The organism is Candidatus Hydrogenedentota bacterium (genome assembly GCA_013359265.1).
Taxonomy (GTDB): domain Bacteria; phylum Hydrogenedentota; class Hydrogenedentia; order Hydrogenedentales; family SLHB01; genus JABWCD01.
In genome coordinates this window covers 30,283-50,298 of record JABWCD010000003.1, presented here as the reverse complement: position 1 = coordinate 50,298, position 20,016 = coordinate 30,283, and the positions used below count along the sequence as shown (strand labels likewise).

Genomic DNA, 20,016 nt, shown 5'->3' with positions numbered 1-20,016 from the left:
AGATTGGAAGGATCTATCACTCGACCAATCTCGCCCGGGGGAAGTGCAGCAAGCCGGTGATAATCGCCGCAGCCCCCAGCAACGCCGTGATCGTTACGTTGTGCGTGAGGATGGCATTCACCAGTGCCAGGGTTGCCGGCGTTTCGCCGAGCGCCATGCCAATGATTGTTGCCCGGAACCGCGCCTGCGCCGGATTGGCGGATGTGGCCGCGCGCTTGTCGAGCGCCGTGCGCATTACGTGGGACAGGCCAATCGTGCTTATGCCGACGACGAGGAAGATCGTCCCGATTTGCCTGCCCGACGCGGGGTCCATTCCGGGAGGACCTATTGGCAGCGCACCGGCGGCAATCGCCAGGCCGAGCCCGGTCATGATGCACATGGACGAGAGAATCGCCAGCGCAACGATCCGTGCGGATGCGGCGGTCAGTTTGACTTGTTCGTCGGACATGTGACGTTACGACGGTCCGATCATCTTCGATGGATCGACCTCGGCGTCGAACTCTTCCGCCGTGAGCAGGCCGAGATTGATCGCTTCCTGCTTCAGCGTCGTGCCGTTCTTGTGTGCGGTCTTGGCGATCTTCGCGGCGTTGTCATAGCCGATTTTGCGGTTGAGCGCCGTGACGAGCATGAGCGATTTGTGCAGCAGCTCGTCGATGCGCGCCGTGTTCGGCTCGATGCCCTCGGCACAGTGTTCGTTGAACGAATGCGCCCCGTCGGCGAGCAGCCGAATCGACTGCAGCGCGTTGTAGATAATCACCGGCTTGAACACGTTCAACTCGAAATTGCCGGAGGCGCCGCCGATATTGACCGCGACGTCGTTGCCCATGACCTGCGCGGCGATCATCGTGATCGCCTCGCTCTGCGTGGGGTTCACTTTGCCGGGCATGATTGACGATCCCGGTTCGTTTTCCGGAATCGTGATCTCGCCGAGACCGCAGCGCGGGCCGCTCGCCAGCCAGCGCACGTCGTTCGCGATCTTCATGAGACTGCACGCGACGGTCTTCAGCGCGCCATGCGTCATCACCAGCGCGTCGTGCGCGGCGAGCGACTCGAACTTGTTCGGCGCGGTGGCGAAGGGCAGGCCGGTCAACTCCGCGATTTTCGCTGCGACTTTCACGTCGTAGCCTTTTTTCGTGTTCAACCCGGTGCCCACCGCCGTGCCGCCGAGCGCAAGTTCGTAGAGGCGCGGCATGGTCGATTCGATCCGATCGATCCCGTTCGTCAGTTGCCGCGCGTAGCCGGCGAATTCCTGGCCGAGCGTTAGCGGCGTCGCGTCCATCAAATGCGTGCGGCCGATCTTGATGATCGCCTCGAACGCCGCGGACTTCTTCGCCAGGGTGTCGCGCAACGTGCGCAGCGCGGCCAACAACTTGTGATGAATCTGCTCGCACGCCGCGATGCTCATCGCCGTGGGGAAGGTGTCGTTCGACGATTGCGACATGTTCACGTGGTCGTTCGGGTGCACGGGCCTCTTGCTGCCCATCTCGCCGCCGGCCATCTCGATGGCCCGGTTCGAAATGACCTCGTTTGCGTTCATGTTGGTCTGCGTGCCGCTGCCCGTCTGCCACACCGACAGCGGAAAATGATCGTCGAGCTTGCCTTCAATGACCTCGTCCGCCGCGGCGCAGATGATCGTGCAGAGGTCCGGCTGAAGCAGGCCCATGTCCTGATTTACCAGCGCCGCCGCCTTCTTCAGTATCCCCAGCGCGCGGATGATCTCACGCGGCATTTTCTCCGTGCCAATCGCAAAATGCACCAGCGACCGCGCCGTCTGGCACCCGTAATACCGGTCCACCGGCACCTGCATCTCGCCCATCGTGTCGCGCTCGATTCGGTACTGCACGGAAAGGTCCCCTCGTTCGGTTAGACTGTACCGCCCAACCCCATCTTGTAGCGCGTCCGGGCGCGAAACGTCAAGGCGGGGTGAAGAACGCGCTGTGATTTCTCCGGTTGAGGTTCGCCAACGGTCGCGTGCGTTTTCCCAAGACATATCGGAGCTTTTCAAGACTGCGTTCCCAAGCGGGAGCTTTGGAACGAGTTCAAAGATTTTAGAATCGGCCAATCCAATCCCAATTTGCGATGCGGGATGTATCAGTAGGGCTAGGCGTAGGTGAGTATTTGCTTTGCTCGTACGATGTGAGTGCAGCGATCAGATCTATTGTGAAATCGCGCAAGCCGCAAAGAATCGGAAGAACCGGCCCGTCTTTGAATCCCCCTACTTCCTCGAACGCGATATGCACCGACGGGACACTACCGTTTTGAAAGGTTGCTTTGGCCCCTTTAACCTTCATTAGCGCTTTACCCTTTTCTAAAATTGCTCTCGGCGGCGCCTGAATGATGATTTCTCCATTGACTATCTGACCCTCCAGCGATACGCCCCGCGCTGTGCCAACAGCGGAAACGACATGCAATGCCCTATGTTTATCAATGCGGTTCATCTCGTGTAAAAGCCACAGGGGATGCGTAGTGGGTGTGGTTGGGGGAACCGCATGAAAAGGTTGGAATCGTTCAATAATATCGATGGCTGAGCTAGGGAGACCCCGAAGTTTTCTCCCAACATCCGCAGAGAATCTATTTTGATCGACGAAAATGGGATATTCAATTTGCTTGAGTTGCCCATCCGAGAGTGGCGGGTTTGCCCGAGAAGCAAGGTAAAAGACAATGTGATCTAGACAGGACCTGAGTTGATGCGCAACTTCTCCACAACGGACGCTTATTGCGGGATTAACTTCAATGCTTTCGTTCAATACGAAGGTCGTTTCGCCAACTTCCTCATTAAATTCCGTGCTGATCGCAAGCCCACCGGCGAACATTTCGTACATTAGACGATCTATTTCTTGGGCGTTATTATCGGCATGCTGAATTTTCAGGTACAAGTTATCAACCAGCGCAGACATATCTCTTGTCTCCCTTCTGATTAGTTAAGATCGATTGCATATTTCACACCCTTAGATTCCGCTTTTTAATCGACCTCAGCTCGTTCCCAAGCTCACACTTGGGAACGACACAGGTATCGATTCCTCAGAAATGGAAGACGCGAGTTGGAAAATGACGCGGCCGACCTCCATGTCGACCGCCTCGGCGTCAGAACTCTACGATATCAAAATCGAACGAGCCTTTGATTTCATCGAGTATAGGAATCGCAGGCGGGTCTTTCTTGGTAGCGCAGTTCTCGTGACTTTTATCTGGCTGGCCTGCGCTATTTATGCCGTACACGGCCTGGCCAAATGTGACATCGGTTGTTTTTTCCTTCGCATCCTGCTTTACGGAAAACTCAAAATAGAGATCGTCAACAAGGAGTTCCGGTGGCATTGCATACGTTTTTGATTGATCCTGGACTAACTCATAAATGGCGATCACAGTGTTGCCTTGATAAGCAGTAACAATTAAATTCTGCGAAACCTTAAGAACTTCTTTTGCAAGATCGCTAGACATATCCAAGGGCTGCGGATTGTCGTAATGGAATCGAAAATACATTCGGTAGTTCCAGACAGGACCATCAGGACAAACATGATGCTCTTTGTTATGGTGGTTTAGCCGTTCGCTGCGCGGAGGCTGGTAAGTGTAAGTGAACTCCGCCACAGTCGCTGTAGCGTTTTTACCCGCCAGATTATAGGGGCCAAATCGACGAGATTTGTCATTCTGTAAAATCAAGGTTTTCCCTATAATAAATTGTTCGTAATTGTCAAATCGGCTGACGGTTTGCTGAAGAAATTCGACGTGCTTTTTTTCTGCAACATGCACCCTCCGATTAGACTGCCCTGCAAAATCTGTTTTTTCGTCATACTTCAAACGTTCGAAGGTACGCGGCTCTTCGGCGCTCGCGAGTAAAACCGAAAAAAATAACTGGATACTAAGACCGAGAATAGTTCGTGGAAGCATAGGGGTACCTCACATTTTGGTTGAAAGGCCAGTCCGCACCCTCTCCATACAAATGATGCGTCGATTAAAGTGCGATGTCAAGCGAAATACGTCCGTCGTGGAGGGTTGAGCTAACTGAGACGTAAGCTAAAGAGCTGAGTTTTGCGAGGTTTGGGTGGAATCGGTGGCGTAGATATTTCCCGCGTTTGCGTTGGGTTTTGCGCGCGCGTGTTGCATGGTTTTTGGCGACTGGAGTACAACTCCGTGCGCTAGTGGCTAGGAGCATATGTCCATGCAAGTGCGCTCGACAGTCGCGGTAGACCCGACAGGCCCGGCAGCCCCGATAGACCCGGCGGAGGCTTCTACATTTAATATCCCGAGGGCACCGGCGTCTGACAACTCTCGTCCCTTCACGACCCTCGGCTCCCCGCTCTCCTCCGCATGGGATCCCGCCGACATCGCATTTGTCGAAGCACGCGAAGCAGAATTAAACGGCCGCATCTGCGGCGCGCGCACGTTGTCCGGTGTACCGTGTTCGCTTGCGCCGAACCACGAGAACGGACGCTGCAAGTAGCGCGGCTTTGTGCGAGTCCCGAAGTGCGGCGCTTTGCTATACTCTGGGCGGGCACGAGTAAGGTGCGCGTATGAGAGGGGAGTTTCAATGATGCGTGAAGAGAATCGCCGTGCGTTTTTGCAGTGGTCGACGACGTCGTTGGCCTTGGGCGCGTTGACGACTGCGTTCAGTTGCAACGAGACTGCGCCCGCCGACGCCCCGATGCCCGTGGCGCCGGAGGGCAAGCGTTATAAGGCGGCGTTCTCCAACGCCGGACTCAAGGCGACGTGGTGCGCGCACGGGATGAAGACTGCGGAGTGGTGGGGTAAACATCTTGGCGTGGACGTCACCATTTACGATTCGCAACTGAACATCGACAAGCAGCGGCAGGACATTGAAGACATGACGACGAAGGACTGGGACTTCGTCGCGATTCAGGCTTACGCAATCCAGACGCTGGCGGAGCCGGTGAAACGCCTTATCGACAGGGGCATTCCCGTGATCGATTTTGACACGCGCATTGTGCCCGAGGGCGAGGACATCGGTCTGTGGACCTTCATGACGCCGGACCACGAGAAGCTCGCAGAACAAGCCACGGAGATGATTTGCCAATCCATCGGCGGCAAAGGGAAGATTGTTCATACGCAGGGCGCCCTCGCGCACACCGGCGCGCAACTCCGCGCGAAGGGTTTTCACACCGTTGTCGCAAAGTATCCTGAGATCGAAGTCATCGACGAACAGCCCGCGGACTGGGACATCAACAAGGCAGGCCAGATTTGGGACGACCTGCTCGTGCGGTACGACCAGATCGATGGGGCGTTCTGCCACAACGACGACATGGCGATGGCGGCGGTGCAGGCGATCAAGCGATCCGGGAAGGAGCGCAAAGTCGTGTTTGGCAGCATCGACGCGCAAGAGCAAGGGTTAAACGGCGTGATAAACGGTGACCTGATCTGTTCCGCGATGAACGCGGCCGGCCGTATCCATCTTACGGCGCTGATGGTTGGGTATTTCGCGTGCGCACAGGGACAGAAGAAGGATCAGGTGCCGCCGTTCATGATCATCGACAATCCGGTCGTGACCAAGGACAACGCTGCGGGGTTCAAGTACTTGATGGAAAATAGAATGATTTGATTCGCGGCGATCCCCCGAGCGCGGCATCCAAAGATGGTCCGCGATCGCGAACGATCCTTATACCATATGCTTTGTTCTTGGTGAGGCCCGTTTCCAGCGAACGAGTAGGCCACCAAGAATGGCCGCGGGAAAAGTAACCGCAAACGCGGCGGCGAACGCGTTGAAGAGGAGAAAGAGCGATTCCACTCCCGTCCAGCCCAAACCCTCCGTAGGAACGACCAGGGCCAAGGTCCCCACGATCCAAATGAGGGCGCCCGCCAAGCCGCCAACTACGCTTGCCTTCCAAAATCGGGGCACCTTGCGATGGGCCGCGACTCCCGCGGAAACTCCCAGCCCCACCATAATCGCTAACGGCACTGCAACGCTTGGCATGTTCAGTCCTCCTTTTCCACGCGACACCAGTATACGCCTTGCCTCCGCCGTTCCCACGCGCGCTCGATTTCTTATGGTAACTCACTCGCCAGCCAACGCATGGCGACCGAGTATTCGCGTCGGAGGGAGAGGTGGAAGTGTGGATTTCGAAGAAGCAACGGGAATTGCCAAGGCCTTGAATGAGATTGTGGGAGACCAACCAATTCCGTTTGGCGCGTTCGTTTGCTATTCTTCCTCCCCAGTTGTTCTGAAATCTGAAATTTCAAATCTCAAATCTCAAATCATTGGAGATTTCCGTTACATGAGCCGAGTATTAATCATTGGCGCCGGCGGTGTCGGCGGCGTGGTGACGCACAAGTGCGCGCAGGTGCCCGAGGTGTTCAGCGAGATCACGCTGGCCAGCCGGACGCTGTCAAAGTGCGAAGCAATCCGCGATCAGATTTCGCGGCCGATCGACGTTGCCCAGGTGGACGCGGACGATCCGAAGCAGGTTGTTGCCTTGATCAACAAGGTCAAGCCAAAACTGCTGATCAACGTCGCGCTGCCGTACCAGGACCTGCCGATCATGGATGCGTGTTTGGAGACTGGTCTCGACTATCTCGACACGGCGAACTACGAGCCGCCCGACGTCGCAAAGTTCGAGTACAAGTGGCAGTGGGCCTACCAGGACCGGTTCAAGCAGAAGGGCATCATGGCGCTACTCGGCTGCGGGTTCGACCCTGGCGTGACGAATATCTTCGCGGCCCACGCGCAGAAGGAACACTTTGACGAAATCCACTACGTCGATATCCTCGACTGCAATGCGGGCGATCACGGCCACGCGTTCGCTACGAATTTCAACCCGGAGATCAACATCCGCGAGATCACGCAGAAGGGCAAGTACTGGGAAAAAGGCGAGTGGAAAGAAATCGATCCCATGTCGGTGTCGATGGACTTCGATTTTCCCGAGTGCGGCGTAAAACGCGCGTATCTGCTCTATCACGAAGAACTGGAGTCGCTCGTGAAGCATATCAAGGGACTCAAGCGCATCCGCTTCTGGATGACGTTCGGCGAATCGTACCTCACGCACCTGCGCGTGTTGCAGAATGTCGGCATGACACGCATCGACCCCGTAATGTTCGAAGGCCGTGAAATCATTCCGATCCAGTTCCTGAAAGCGCTCCTGCCCGATCCCGCGTCGCTCGCGCCGGGATACAAAGGCAAGACGTGCATCGGCTGCCTGATCGAAGGCGTGAAAGCCGGCAAGCCCAAAAAGATTTTCATATACAACGTCTGCGACCACGCCGAGTGCTACAAGGAAGTCAAAGCGCAAGCCATCTCCTACACCACCGGCGTCCCCGCCATGATCGGCGGCATGATGATGCTCACCGGCCAATGGCGCGGCGAAGGCGTCTTCAATGTCGAACAGTTCGATCCCGCGCCGTTCATGGATAAACTGAACAGGCACGGGCTGCCGTGGCGCGTGCAGGAGATGTGACGCCGACTTAAGGAGTCCAACTTTGTTGAGAGTGAATATACACGAGATACCGGACGAGCTTCGTAACGCAATTGATCGCGTGGCAAGTACCGGTGCGCGAATTGGCATCGAGCTTAGCAACGGCTCAATTGCAGGGTTGGTTCCGCTGGAGGACCTAGAGTTGGCTCAGAGAGTGGAGGATTGCATCGATAATCAAGCTGCCGACGCCGCACTGGCGGAAGGCGGTGAAGTTATTCCTTGGGAGGTAGTAAAGAAGGCACTTAATCTCTAGGAGCATAAACATCCATGAAAGATGCGCTGCTAACCGCCTTACGCTTCCCCTTCTTTTGCGCGTCTCGTTGCGAAATGCTTCGCTTCAACGCGGAATGGCGCTACTTTGTGTGCGGAATCGTCGCGACTTGGATCGTAGGCCTCGGCCGCTGGTGGGACGATGGCGGGGCGAATCTGTTTCAAAAACTTGGGCTGGGTTCCGTAGTTTACGTCTTCGTGCTGGCGTTTTTTCTTTGGATTACATTATTGCCAATGCGTCCGAATGATTGGTCCTATCCACGCGTCCTGGTGTGCGTCACCTTTACGGCTTTACCCGGTATTGTTTATGCAATTCCCGTTGAGCGGATGATGACGTCCGCAGTAGCCGCACGTGTGAATTTGGGATTTCTGGCGTTTGTAGCAGGCTGGCGGGTGGCACTGCTGATGTTTTTTGCGCGCCGTTTGGGCAAACTCACTTGGCCACGCACACTTGTTGGTTCGCTATTTCCATTGGTTTTCGTTGTGACCCTTGTGAGCGCTACGGTAAAACTGAACATGTCGCTTCTTCGGGATATGGCCGGAATCAAGAACTTCAACGACGAGCAATTGGTCGTCGAAGCTGCCGCAAACGTCGTATCGGAAGTGTCAAATCCTCTTTTTCTTCCATTGATGATTGCCTATGTCACATTGGCAATCATTTCCTTGTACCGTGCCAAACGAGTAACCACGCCGCGGGAATCGGAACGATCAGTATAGAAGGAGATGCATGCCAACCTATCCCAACATCCCCGTGATTGATATCCCCACCCCCGCCTACGTGGTGGACGAATCCGCGCTGCGGCGAAATCTCGAAGTGCTTGCGGACGTCCAGGAACGCGCGGGGTGCACGATTATTCTTGCGCTGAAGGGCTTCGCGATGTGGAGCACTTTTCCCATCGTGAAACAGTTTCTGCGCGGGACGACGGCGAGTTCCGTCGACGAGGCGCGCTTGGGCCGTCTCGAATTTGGCGGGCAGGTGCACGTCTACGCGCCGGCATACAGCGAAGACGACATGCGGGAACTCCTTCCGCTCGCGGACCACATCACCTTCAACTCGTTCAATCAGTGGAAGCGGTACAAGGACCTCATTCAGAAATCGAGCAGAGACGTGTCGCCGGCACTGCGCATTAACCCGGAACACAGCGAAGTGAAGGTCGCGCTGTACGATCCCTGCGCGCCGTGTTCGCGACTGGGGATGACGCGCGCGCACTTCGAAAGCGAGTCGCTCGATGGCCTCGAAGGGCTGCACTTTCACACGCTGTGCGAGCTCAACTCCGATTCGCTCGAGCGCACGCTAAAAGCGGTCGAGGAGAAATTCGGCGAATTCATCCCGCAAATGAAATGGATCAATTTCGGCGGCGGGCACCACATTACGCGGGCGGACTACGACATCGAGTTGCTGGTGCGGCTCGTTTCCGATTTTAAGTCCCGCTATGGCGTGGAGGTATATCTCGAACCGGGCGAGGCCATCGCGCTGAACACGGGCGTCCTTGTCACGTCCGTGCTCGACATGTTCAATAACGGTATGAACATCGCCATTCTCGATACATCGGCGACGGCGCACATGCCCGATGTACTTGAAATGCCATACCGGCCGCAGATCATCGGCGGCGGCATGCCCGGCGAGTTCGCGCACACGTACCGGCTGGGCGGGCTCACCTGTCTCGCCGGCGACGTTATCGGCGATTACTCGTTTCCGCAGGAATTGCGGATTGGCGACAAGCTGGTCTTTCTCGACATGGCGCACTATACGATGGTGAAGAACACAACGTTCAACGGTGTGCGCCTCCCGTCGATCGGCATCTACAGCCCGGAAACCGGCCACACGCGCATCGTGCGTACGTTCGCGTACGAGGACTACAAGAACCGGTTGTCGTGACGTGCGCGCCGCGGCGGCTCCGGGATCGTGAAGGAACGCCGCGAATTCACCGCCTCGTGCATGCGGCGTGTAGCGTTTCCAGCGACGCCGTAAGGTCGTCGACGAGCGGGTGTTCCCATCCATTCGCGAGCGCTTGCGTGATCGTGGCGTAATACCAGAGCGTACCTTCGCGCCGGCCGGTAAACCGCAGCCAGACTTCCTCGCCGATCGCCTCGTAGTCGCCGATGGTGGCGCAGAGATTGTGCAGTTTGTCCGCGGCGACGATGAGTTTCACTTCCGGTGCGGCGCTGCGCATGGATTCGATGAATTGTTCCTTGCGTTCGCGCCATTTCGGCTTGGGTTTCTCGAACGCGTCGGAACATGCTTCGACCATGTCCGCGACGCGCGCGCCAAATTGCGCGCGGACCTTCTCCAGCGTTGCGTACCCGTCGCCGTCCTCGACCGCGTCGTGCAGCAGCGCGGCAATAAAGGTGTCCTCGTCGCCACCATGCTCGCCGACGATGGCCGCGACGGACATCACGTGCGTGATGTAGGGAACACCCGATCCTTTGCGTGTGTGATTGGCGTGGATTCCGTGCGAGAACGCAAAGGCTTCGACGATGCGGGGGGAGTAAGGCCGCGGACCGGACGAGTCCGACCTGCCGGACGAGTCCGACATGTCTGAGACGTGAGAGGCCAAATTCCGCTACGCTTCCTGATAGGAGCGCCGCATGGACGTGGGCAGGATTCCGAGCGCTTCGCGGTATTTCGTTACCGTGCGCCGCGCGATGTTGAGGCCCTTTGCCTTCAGCATGTCGGCAATCTTCTGATCGCTGAGCGGTTTGCTCTTGTCTTCGTCGTCGATCATTTTTTTGATGATCGACTGCACGCTTTTCGACGATTGCGCTTCGCCGCTGTCGCGCTTCAGCCCCGGCGAGAAGAAGAACTTCATCTCGAACAGGCCCTGCGGCGTCTGCATGTATTTGCCGCGCGTAGTGCGGCTGACGGTCGCTTCGTGCACGCCGACGCGATCGGCGATCTCCTGCAACGTCAGCGGCTTGATGTACTCGATGCCGCGTTCGAGGAAGTCCTGCTGCACGTCCACGATCGCGCGCGCGATGCGCAGGATGGTCTGCTGCCGCTGCTCGACGTTGCGGATCAGCCACTTTGCCGACTCGACCTTGTCCCGCAGGTAGGCCTTTTCTTCGCGCGTGCACTTCCCGTTGCCCATCATGCGTCGGTAGTCTTCGTTGATGCGCAGCGCGGGCAGCGAATCGTCGCTGAGATACACGACGATCTCGTCGTCGATTTTTTCGACGATGACGTCCGGGGTGACGTACTGCGTCGGTTCGGAGCTGTACTCGAGGCCGGGCCACGGGTTCAGTTTGGCGAGCATTTCCTTCAGTTCTTCGACGCGCTCGACGCTGACGCGCATCTCCTTCGCGATTTTCGGAATCTGCCGGTGCTCGAGCGCTTCGAGATGTTCCGCGACGAGGACTTTCAACTCCGGCACGTGCGGATACTCGACGTCGATCTGCAACTGCAGGCACTCGACTACGTCGCGCGCGCCGACACCCGTCGGCTCGAACCGTTGAATCATGCGCAGCACCCGATCAACCTCGTCTACCGAGGCGCCAGCCTCGCTCGCAATGTCCGCCAACGATCCGGTGAAATAGCCCTTCCCATCGATCTCCCCGATGATGAGTTCGCCGATCTCGATGGTTTTCTCGTCCTGCGCGGCCAGCCGGAGCTGGGTCAGCAGCATGGACGAGAAGGACTCCTCCTTCGTGATCGAGTTCTGGTAATGGTCCCGCCTCTCGGCCAAGTCCGGGTTCCGGGAGAAGTCCGTGCCCTCGCGGCGGAAGTCGGTCCACTGGGTGGCGTAGTCGTCGAGGTTAAACGCCGTGTCCTCGATGGTTGCCCCGTCTGACGTGGCGGGGGCGGGCGGTTGGACCGTCTCCGGCTTGGGTTCCTTGACCAATTGTTCGAGGACGGGGTTCTGTTCGAGCTCTTTTTGCAGGTATTGTTCTAGTTCTATACCCGAAAGCTGCAGGATTTGGATTGCCTGCTGCATTTTCTGGGTCAGCATCAGCCGTTGCGACAGGTTCTGCGACAGCCGGTGTTCCATGTGCATCATGTTGATTTACTACCCCTTAGCAACTGCTATGCCATTATAACGGCCATCCCTTCATCTGTCAATTGACCATTCCTAAATACAGTGTTATATTAGCGTTAAGGCCCTCGGGTGGGGGCGCGGGGGTGATGCGGTGATTCGGTTTTGCCTGCTCGGCAGCGGCAGCAGCGGTAACGCAACGTACATCGAAGCGGACGGCAGCAAGATCCTGATTGACAACGGGTTAAGCTACCGTCAGCTTGAATCGCGCGCCGCGCAGGCTGACATCACGTTTGATGGGCTCAAGGCGATCTTTGTCACGCATGAACACGCCGACCACGTTGCGGGGGTAGGTGTTCTCACGCGCAAGGTGAATGTCCCGGTCTATATGACCCGAGGCACCGCGGACAGGCTCCCGCCCGGAATCGGCAAGTTAAACGATATCAGGTACTTCGAGGCGGGCGACGACATCACGCTGAACGGGATGCGGGTCGGCAGTTTCAGCGTTTGTCATGACGCCGCCGACCCGGTCAGTTTCGTTGTGGAAGCGTGCGGAACCAAGCTGGGCTTGGCCGCCGATCTCGGCCACACGACCACCCTTGTACGCCAGCGGCTCGCCCACTCCCACGGCCTCATTGTCGAGTCGAACTACTGCCCCGACATGCTCCGGCGGAGCAGTTACCCCGCGATGATCCGGCAGCGGATCAACAGCGATTTCGGCCACCTCAGCAACCGCGACGCCGGGAAACTGCTGGCGCACATACTGCACGACGCGCTCCGCCTGGTCGTCCTCGTCCACATCAGCGAGGAAAACAACACCAAGGAACTGGCCCAGACCGCCGCCGCCCAGGCCATGCGCGGCCACGCCGCGGAACTGCACGTCGCCTGGCAGGACAGGCCCACGCCGGTGTTCGAGATTCGCCCGTGACGGCGGTCGCCTTCCTGCACTCGAGGGCGGTGCGCCGGGTGCTGGAACGCGCGTCCCGCGCGGCGGGCATGCCGGCGGCCATTCATCACGTCGACGACGAGGGGCACGAAGGCAGGAAACTTGGGGGCTGCGGCCAGTGCGCGGCGTGCGCGTACATCGCCAAATTGCCCGGCGGTGCGGACGCATGCCAGGCTTCCCGCGTCCGTAGCAGCCAGTATGCGCTTTCGGTCACGAAGCCCGCGACCTTTCTGTGCCACATGGGGTTTGCGTGCGTATCCGTTCCCGCGCTGCCGTCGACCGGTCAGCGGTTTGTCCTTACGATGGGGCCGTATTGCCCGGCCGAAGCGCCGGAATTGCTAATGGAAGACGCCATGCGCGGGCTCGTGGCCCTGGGGCACGCGAAGATGCCGTTCTTTCCCGTGCCGCTGACGGATATCAATCACATCCGTGGCGAAAGCGTCCCCGCGCTCGCGGAGTGGACGGTTGACGCAATCGCACAACTTTGGCAGGCGGAACAGGCAGACGCCGAGTCTGCCGAACCCACGGATTCGCCGCGGGGCAAACGCACGCGTGGCCGTCCGCGCCGCTTACGCTCGAAGTCTCCAGATACTTCGCCCTACCGGGGCGCGGAAATCGCTGCGGCGCTCGCGAGTGGCGACCAAACCCTCGCGCGCACCCTTGTAAAGACAGGCATCGCCGAGGTCGATACATCCGCCGAACTGCAACTTTCGGCGCGGCGCGCGCGCGCCGTCGCATTGACCAGCGCTGTGCTCGAAGCCGCCGAGCGCGCGGGACGCAACACCACGCGCTCGTGGGAAGAATTTCCCGCGTTCCTCAACGCCGTGCGTCACGCCGCGGCGGACACAGACCTCGTGAAAGCGGTGATGGCCTTGTTGTCGCCGCTCGTGCCGCGCCGTCAGACTGACACGCACGACAGCGTCCTTGCCGAACTCGACCGCGCCGTGATGGGCCGCATGCCCGAAGCCGTACAGCTTGGCGAAATCGCCGAGCGTCTCGGCAAACACCCGACAGCCATCACCCACCACTTGCAGCGGAAATACGGCCTGTCGTTCAGCCAATACGTCGCCCGTCTCCGCATCGACAAGGCCAAAGAGCTCCTCCGCCGCACACGTCTCGGCATCGGCGAAGTCGCTACGCGCGTCGGCATCAACGACCAATCCAACTTCACGAAACAATTCCGCAAGTTCGAAGGGCTATCGCCGGTGCAGTACCGGGAGCAGTACCGGACGGGACGGTAACGCAACAGTCACGGAATTCGGCGGGAGCGCAATTCGTTCCGGCGCTGCATTGCAGGTATCCAATGCGCGTCACTATCAGTGGCCAGGAATCGCGAATGAATGTTAACGCCGATGCCCCTATGCTAACGTGATTATCCGAGCGGATGTCACATCGGGAGGATCGGGCATGCGGCATATTAAAAGGAGAGATTTCCTTTCCGCATTGGGCGCGGGCGCGCTGGCTGCCGCATTGCCCGGCCATCGTGATACATGCGCCGCAGCCGCGGATCGACTGCCCAACATCGTGATCATTCTCGCGGACGATATGGGGTTCGGCGATTTGGCGTGCCAGAACCCGGAATCGAAAATCCCGACGCCGAATCTCGATCGTCTCGCGTCGCGTGGGATGCGGTTTACGGACGCGCATTCGCCCAGCGCGGTGTGTTCGCCGACGCGGTACGCCATGTTGACGGGCACGTATGCGTGGCGATCCCCTTTGAAACAGTCGGTGTTGTGGACGTGGGACGGGCCGTTGATCGCGCCGGACACGCTGACGCTTGGTGGCATGTTGCGCGAGCGCGGTTACACGACTGCGTGTATCGGCAAATGGCATCTCGGGTGGGACTGGCCGACGACGGACGGTTCGCGCATCAACGACACCGTGGCACTGGGCGATTACAGTCTCGAAGCGCGGAAAGCGTTCAACGACAAGATTGACTTGACGCGGCCCATCGCCAACGGCCCGACCGCGCGCGGGTTCGATTACTACTTTGGCGACGACGTGCCCAACTTCGCGCCATACTGCTTCATCGAGAATGACCGCTGTACGGAACGACCAACGGCGTCAAAACCCGACGACATGTTTGGCACGCCCGGGCCGATGGTCCCGGGTTGGAAACTCGATGCGGTCATGCCGGCAATCACGCGTAAAGCGGTCGACTTTATCAAGGCCGCGCCGGGGGCCGCGCCTTTCAACAAGCAGGCGGACAAGCCGTTCTTCCTATACTTCCCGCTCACCGCGCCGCATACGCCGGTCGCGCCCGCGGCGGAATTCATCGGCAAGAGCGAAGCGCACCGCTATGGCGACTATGTTTGCGAAGTGGACTGGGCGGTTGGGCAAGTCGTGAGCGCCCTGGAAGAGACGGGGCAGATCGACCATACCTTGATCGTATTCACGAGCGACAACGGTTCCCCCGCGAATGACGGGGAGAAAATGGACGGCAGGCCGCGTTCACTGCTCCAGTACGGTCACAACCCAAGTTACATTTACCGCGGAATCAAGGCGGACATTTGGGAGGGCGGTCACCGCGTACCATTTATTGCGTGCTGGCCGGGCCGCATTCCGAAAGGCGTCGTTTCCACGGAGCCGATTTGTCACGTCGATCTGATGGCCACCTGCGCGGCCATAGTGAACTATCCCCTGCCGGACAATGCGGCGGTCGATAGCTGCAACGTGTTGCCCGCGCTTGAAGGACGCACGAACGACACGCCGGTCCGCGAGGCGATCGTCCACCACTCGATCGACGGTACGTTCGCGATCCGCAAGGGCAAATGGAAACTCATTCTCGGGCGTGGCTCCGGCGGATGGAGCGGGAAAGGCGATGCGAACGACCCGCCCGTGCAACTCTACAACATGAGTACCGACGTGACAGAGAGCAGAAACGTCCAGGCGAACCACCCGGAAGTCGTCGCCGAACTTGAAGGCTTATTGCGAAAGTATCAGCAGGAAGGGCGAAGCGTTCCGCATCGCACCTCCGCGGCGGAGTAGCTATTTCAATCGGAAATCGTAGTAACTGGAATCTTTGACGCTGGGATCGGAATCCAACCTAATCTCGACTTGGTATCCGCCGCCTTTATCGAGATTATCAGGCACTTTCCATTTGAACGACCCATCATTGGGTGCGCCGTTGGTGATCGTCTTCACCTTGTTTCCGTTGCGGAGCAAGTCCAGTCGCACGTCTTCCGCGGAATCGACGTTGGTCACCCATTCGATTTTCTTCTTCTTCCCGCGTTTCCATTTCTCGCCGCCGTTGGGCGTGAGCAATTCAGTCAACCCGCCGATAGTCACCGTGGAGACGAGAATGTCCGCGTCGGTACCGATGGTGTTGCCGAGGCTATCGAACGATGACCACACGAGGACGACATGGCCGGATTCGTCCGCGGCGAGTTCCGGGTTGTTGTCGTCGCGGGAGTCGTCAAACGCGTTTGTGTTTGCGAACTCCGGATCGGTCCATTGTTTCCCGTCTTCACTGGCGAAATAGATGCGCAGGTCGTAGTCGCTTCCCGACAAACCGCCCTTGCCGTCCGGCGGCTCGACGCTGCTATCCGACATCGCAACACCGAACAGCGTAGGCGACAAATGCGGCGATCCTTTGCCGGTATTCCAGGTGGACCATCGAATCTGAATCGGGCTCATAAAGAGCCGATTTTGCCCGGATTTCGATCCGCTATTCGGACTGTCGAGCACCATGGGGTCAGACCACGACATGCCGTCGTCGGTCGAGCGCGCGTACAGAATCTCGGTGAGGCCGCCACCGAGATGCCGGTGCCACGTGGCCAGCCATGTCTCGCCGCCGAGGTTCAGCACCCGGGCGCCTGCATCGTTACCCGCCGGGGTCGCGCCCTGATCGGTGGCCGCATCGGAATTGAGAGGTTGTGCGTCGCTCCACGTTTCGCCCCCGTCGGTCGAGCGCGCGAATAGGATGTCGTAATCGCTTCCGATGGCGCCGCCAAAGGTGTCGTTCGATTCCCACACGGCGATCCACGTTCCAGCGTCTCTCACGGCGAGAAAGGCGTTGCCATCGTCACTCGAGCCGTTCGCCGCGTTGCTGTTGAGGAACGCGGGCGCGCTCCACGAATCGCCGTCGTTGGTCGACCGCGCGAAGACGATGTCACTATCGGAATTCGATCCGTCCAGGTCCGCGTCGGACGTCCATGCGCAAATCCAGATTCCTGTCGGATCGTTAACAATGCGGGGTGCGCCGTCCCCGTCGATAAGGTCCGAGGTTGCATTCGAGTTGAGCACGGCCGCCGCCGACCACATCTGGCCGCCGTCCGTGGAGCGCGAGAAGAAAATGTCTGTGTCCACGACGTCGCCCATGCCCGCGGATCGATCGGAACTCCAGGCGGCAATCCACGTGGTTCCGTCCGTGGCAATGTCCGGCGACGAATCGTCGACGGAGTCGCTGTCTGCGCCGTCGTTCAGCGTCGCCACCGAACTCCACGTAGCGCCATCGTCCACCGACCGGGCAAAGAAAATGTCGAAATCGCCATTGCCCGGCTCGGTCAGTTTGCTCTGCGACGCCCACACGACAACGAAGGTATCGTCGCGATCGGTGGCGATGCGCGGGGTGAAATCGTTTGCCGAATCCGACGCGGCGTTCGAGTTGAGCGGCGCGGGGCCGGTAAAGACGACGGCACCGCACGCGAATTGGGCGGACAGGACGAACATCGACGCGGCGGCGATGGGCAGACGATAGGTTGCGCGGCGAGATCGCATGGAAAACCTCCCCTGAATAGTGACGATCGCGAAACGAAACCGCAGCCTTACAGCATTCATGCTAAACGGTTACAGCCAATTCTGTCAACGGGGTAGGCCCTTGGGCGCAGGGCAGAATGTGGCGCATCGCGTTGCGATACGACCGCCGCGTTTGGCACTCTGTTCGCAATCCGCAGGACCATGCCATGAAGATGAATTCGCTCGAGAAGCTGATGGTAAACAACCCGTTGCGCACGCTCATGCTGCGGAAACTGGCCACTTCGCTGTTGCGGCGCGCGGACACGACGCTTGCCGGCAAATCGGTTTTGGAGATTGGTTGCGGTCAGGGCGCGGACACGGACTTGTTGTTGCGGCATTGCGGCGCGGACCGGGTAGTCGCATTCGATTACGATCCGGCGCAATTGGCGCGCGCGCGGGTGCGGCATTGTTCGAGCAACGAACGGCGCGCGGTGCTGTTTCAGGGCGATGCGGCGCGGTTACCGTTCGGGGACGCGCAATTCGACGTGGTCGTCGAATTCGCGATTCTCCATCACGTGCCGGAATGGCCGCTCGCGCTGCGCGAAATCGCGCGCGTGCTGAAGCCGGACGGGCTCTTTCTATACGAGGAATACTTGCGCGGGTTCACGGCGAACCCGGTGGTGAAGGTCTTCCTCGTGCATCCCAAGGACGGGATGTTCACCGCGGAGACGTTCTACGCGGAAATGGATCGCGCTGGACTTGCACGCGATCCCCGGCAGTTGCGCTGGGGACAGTGGCGGCTGGCTGGCACGGCGAGAAGAGCGGTTTGAGGTTTAGGGTTCGGGAGAACGACAGCCAAGTCGTTGAATTGAATAGGAGTGAGCAGATGATGTGGCCTTTCCGGATTTTCTTGGTATCGGTGACGCTGTATTCCATCGCGTACGCCGACGGTTTTTACATTGCCCCGTTCTTGCAGAACGTGACGCCGGATGGGGTAACGGTCATTTATCAGACGAACGAAAACGGGCAGGGAGTCGTCGAGTATGGACTGGAAGGCGCCTTCGATCAGAAGGCGGCCGGCCCGGAGAACGAAATGATCCGCAAGGTGCGCATCACCGGATTGAAACCCGACACGGCTTATTCGTATCGGGTGCGCGCGGGGAGCGAGGCGAAGGAGCACACGTTCAAGACCGCGCCGTTGCCGAGCGCGGACCGCGAGGTCACCTTTGCCATTTTCGGCGATACGCGCCGCTGGGAGAACAAAGTCGAAGAGACCGGATTCATTCAGGACCTGATGCGATGGAAACCGGAGTTCTTCCTAATCAACGGCGATCTTGTGGTGAAAGGGCACGACTATTCGCTGTGGAAACCGCACTTCGACCGGTTCGCGGAGATCGGCGCGACACACATGATCCTCACCGCACGTGGCAATCACGAAGGCACGATGCTTACGGACATCGAAAATGACTGGTTCGCCAAATACCACGACAATCCAAACGGCGAACCGTATTCGCATTTCACGTGGGGCAATGTGCATGTCGTGGCGCTCGCGTGGGAGCAGACAGTGAACCCCGCGATGGTGAAGCCAACGGCGGACTGGCTCGACGCGCATCTCGGCGAGGTGAAGTCGCCGTACACGTTTGTGTCGCAGCATTTCCCGATCTACTGCACCGGATACCACGGCCCCACGGATAGCCGGAAGCAGCCGGGCGACGACATGATCCTGTTTAAGAACGTGCTCGATAAACATAACGTCACCGCTCACATGTCCGGGCATACGCACATCTTCGAGCGCCATTATCCCGTCCGTGACAACAAGCGTGACGACCGCAACGGCGTGCACTATCTCGTGAACGGTGGCGACATCAACGCCAACTACGGCGAATGGTGGACTGCGTACACCGACAACGGCAGCGGTTACACGAAACCGACGTACACAATCTATCAGTGCAAAAAAGACCGCATGGACATCCGCACGTTCGCGTGGTCGGAAGAACGCAAGAAGTTCGAGCAGATCGACCGGGACATCGCGTGGAAAGACGAGGCGACGCCGAAGGGCGTGCTTGGTTCGCTCGCATCGCTCAAGGGCGAGGAACAGCTCGACGCGATTGAGCAACTTGGCGCGATGCTGTACGCGCCCGCGATTCCCGCGCTGTCGAAGCTGCTGAAGAGCGACGATGCTGCGGCCCGCCAGAGAGCTGCGTGGGCGATCAGCATGATCGGCACGAAGGAATCGGTGATGGCGCTGCAAGCCTATCTTGACGACACCGATGCCGAGGTGCGGTATCAGGCGGCGCGCGCGCTCGAAGTGACGATGCCGGAGCCAATGGCGAAGGACATCGCGATACGCGTCGGTGACGCAGCTCAGGATGCGCGTGTCCGGATCAAACTCATCGGCGCGCTGCAACACCACGCGCCCGCCGCGGTGACGCGCGCTGCGATGCTCGACGTCATCGCGTCCGGCGCGCCGGAAAACGTTCGCCAACGCGCCGCGTACGCGCTAACGCGGGTGGTGGGCCAGGGCGACGTAAAGACGCTCACGAAAGCCATCGAAAACGAGAAAGACGCCTACGTCACGGCGCGTCTCGCGTTCACGTTGAACAAGGTCACCGGCTTCACGCAGAACCCGGACCAGGTCGGCAAGTCGAACCCCGGCGAGCGCAAGGAGTTCATCGAAAAATGGCGCAACGCGCCGAAGGAAAAGACCGCAGCGGCACTGTAGCCAGTTGGCGTGAGG

The 20,016-nt window shown here is 59.0% G+C and carries 17 protein-coding genes; 10 read left to right on the top strand and 7 right to left on the bottom strand.

Features of this window, described 5'->3' with window-relative positions:
• Positions 1-16: 16 nt before the first annotated feature.
• From HUU46_02415 to HUU46_02400, 4 genes are all read right to left on the bottom strand, one after another.
• Positions 17-448, bottom strand: a complete 432-nt coding sequence (locus HUU46_02415) for a hypothetical protein (GenBank protein ID NUM52475.1) — start codon at positions 446-448, stop codon at positions 17-19.
• Positions 449-454: 6 nt separating this feature from the next.
• Positions 455-1,843, bottom strand: coding sequence for a class II fumarate hydratase (gene fumC / locus HUU46_02410; GenBank protein NUM52474.1), 1,389 nt, complete (start codon positions 1,841-1,843; stop codon positions 455-457).
• 205 nt (positions 1,844-2,048) lie between these two features.
• Positions 2,049-2,897: a hypothetical protein gene (locus tag HUU46_02405; GenBank protein ID NUM52473.1), complete on the bottom strand. Its 849-nt coding sequence runs from the start codon at positions 2,895-2,897 to the stop codon at positions 2,049-2,051.
• 187 nt (positions 2,898-3,084) lie between these two features.
• Complete coding sequence (locus tag HUU46_02400; protein NUM52472.1) at positions 3,085-3,882, bottom strand: hypothetical protein; 798 nt, start codon at positions 3,880-3,882, stop codon at positions 3,085-3,087.
• A gap of 640 nt (positions 3,883-4,522) precedes the next feature.
• Here HUU46_02400 and HUU46_02395 point away from each other — a divergent pair.
• The 5 genes from HUU46_02395 to nspC all read left to right on the top strand — a co-directional run bounded on the left by HUU46_02395 (position 4,523) and on the right by nspC (position 9,564).
• Positions 4,523-5,548, top strand: a complete 1,026-nt coding sequence (locus HUU46_02395) for a sugar ABC transporter substrate-binding protein (GenBank protein NUM52471.1) — start codon at positions 4,523-4,525, stop codon at positions 5,546-5,548.
• 673 nt (positions 5,549-6,221) lie between these two features.
• On the top strand, positions 6,222-7,397 hold the full coding sequence (locus tag HUU46_02390) for a saccharopine dehydrogenase family protein (GenBank protein NUM52470.1): 1,176 nt from the start codon (positions 6,222-6,224) through the stop codon (positions 7,395-7,397).
• Between the two features lie 22 nt (positions 7,398-7,419).
• A complete protein-coding gene (locus HUU46_02385) occupies positions 7,420-7,668 on the top strand; it encodes a type II toxin-antitoxin system Phd/YefM family antitoxin (protein NUM52469.1) in 249 nt (82 codons plus the stop codon).
• Between the two features lie 14 nt (positions 7,669-7,682).
• Positions 7,683-8,402 carry a hypothetical protein gene (locus tag HUU46_02380; GenBank protein ID NUM52468.1) on the top strand — a complete coding sequence of 240 codons (720 nt, stop codon included), beginning with the start codon at positions 7,683-7,685 and terminating at the stop codon, positions 8,400-8,402.
• Positions 8,403-8,412: 10 nt separating this feature from the next.
• Positions 8,413-9,564: a carboxynorspermidine decarboxylase gene (gene nspC / locus HUU46_02375; GenBank protein NUM52467.1), complete on the top strand. Its 1,152-nt coding sequence runs from the start codon at positions 8,413-8,415 to the stop codon at positions 9,562-9,564.
• Positions 9,565-9,610: 46 nt separating this feature from the next.
• Here nspC and HUU46_02370 read toward each other — a convergent pair whose 3' ends face one another.
• Both HUU46_02370 and rpoN read right to left on the bottom strand, forming a co-directional pair.
• Positions 9,611-10,222: an HD domain-containing protein gene (locus HUU46_02370; protein ID NUM52466.1), complete on the bottom strand. Its 612-nt coding sequence runs from the start codon at positions 10,220-10,222 to the stop codon at positions 9,611-9,613.
• A 27-nt stretch (positions 10,223-10,249) separates the two neighbouring features.
• Positions 10,250-11,680 (bottom strand): RNA polymerase factor sigma-54, encoded by a 1,431-nt coding sequence (gene rpoN / locus HUU46_02365; protein ID NUM52465.1) that lies wholly within the window; start codon positions 11,678-11,680, stop codon positions 10,250-10,252.
• A 130-nt stretch (positions 11,681-11,810) separates the two neighbouring features.
• On the opposite strand from rpoN, the gene HUU46_02360 reads away from it, so the two are divergent.
• The 3 genes from HUU46_02360 (at position 11,811) to HUU46_02350 (ending at position 15,590) form a co-directional block, all read left to right on the top strand.
• Entirely contained in the window at positions 11,811-12,584 is a 774-nt protein-coding gene (locus tag HUU46_02360; protein NUM52464.1) for an MBL fold metallo-hydrolase, read from the top strand.
• Positions 12,581-13,843: a helix-turn-helix domain-containing protein gene (locus tag HUU46_02355; protein NUM52463.1), complete on the top strand. Its 1,263-nt coding sequence runs from the start codon at positions 12,581-12,583 to the stop codon at positions 13,841-13,843. The genes HUU46_02360 and HUU46_02355 overlap by 4 nt, the downstream gene beginning before the upstream one ends.
• Before the next feature lie 166 nt (positions 13,844-14,009).
• On the top strand, positions 14,010-15,590 hold the full coding sequence (locus HUU46_02350; GenBank protein ID NUM52462.1) for an arylsulfatase: 1,581 nt from the start codon (positions 14,010-14,012) through the stop codon (positions 15,588-15,590).
• Here HUU46_02350 and HUU46_02345 read toward each other — a convergent pair whose 3' ends face one another.
• On the bottom strand, positions 15,591-17,321 hold the full coding sequence (locus HUU46_02345; protein NUM52461.1) for an exo-alpha-sialidase: 1,731 nt from the start codon (positions 17,319-17,321) through the stop codon (positions 15,591-15,593).
• Between the two features lie 185 nt (positions 17,322-17,506).
• On the opposite strand from HUU46_02345, the gene HUU46_02340 reads away from it, so the two are divergent.
• Together HUU46_02340 and HUU46_02335 are read left to right on the top strand one after the other, a co-directional pair.
• Positions 17,507-18,109 (top strand): class I SAM-dependent methyltransferase, encoded by a 603-nt coding sequence (locus HUU46_02340; GenBank protein ID NUM52460.1) that lies wholly within the window; start codon positions 17,507-17,509, stop codon positions 18,107-18,109.
• Between the two features lie 56 nt (positions 18,110-18,165).
• A complete protein-coding gene (locus HUU46_02335) occupies positions 18,166-20,001 on the top strand; it encodes a HEAT repeat domain-containing protein (GenBank protein ID NUM52459.1) in 1,836 nt (611 codons plus the stop codon).
• Positions 20,002-20,016 lie beyond the last annotated feature (15 nt).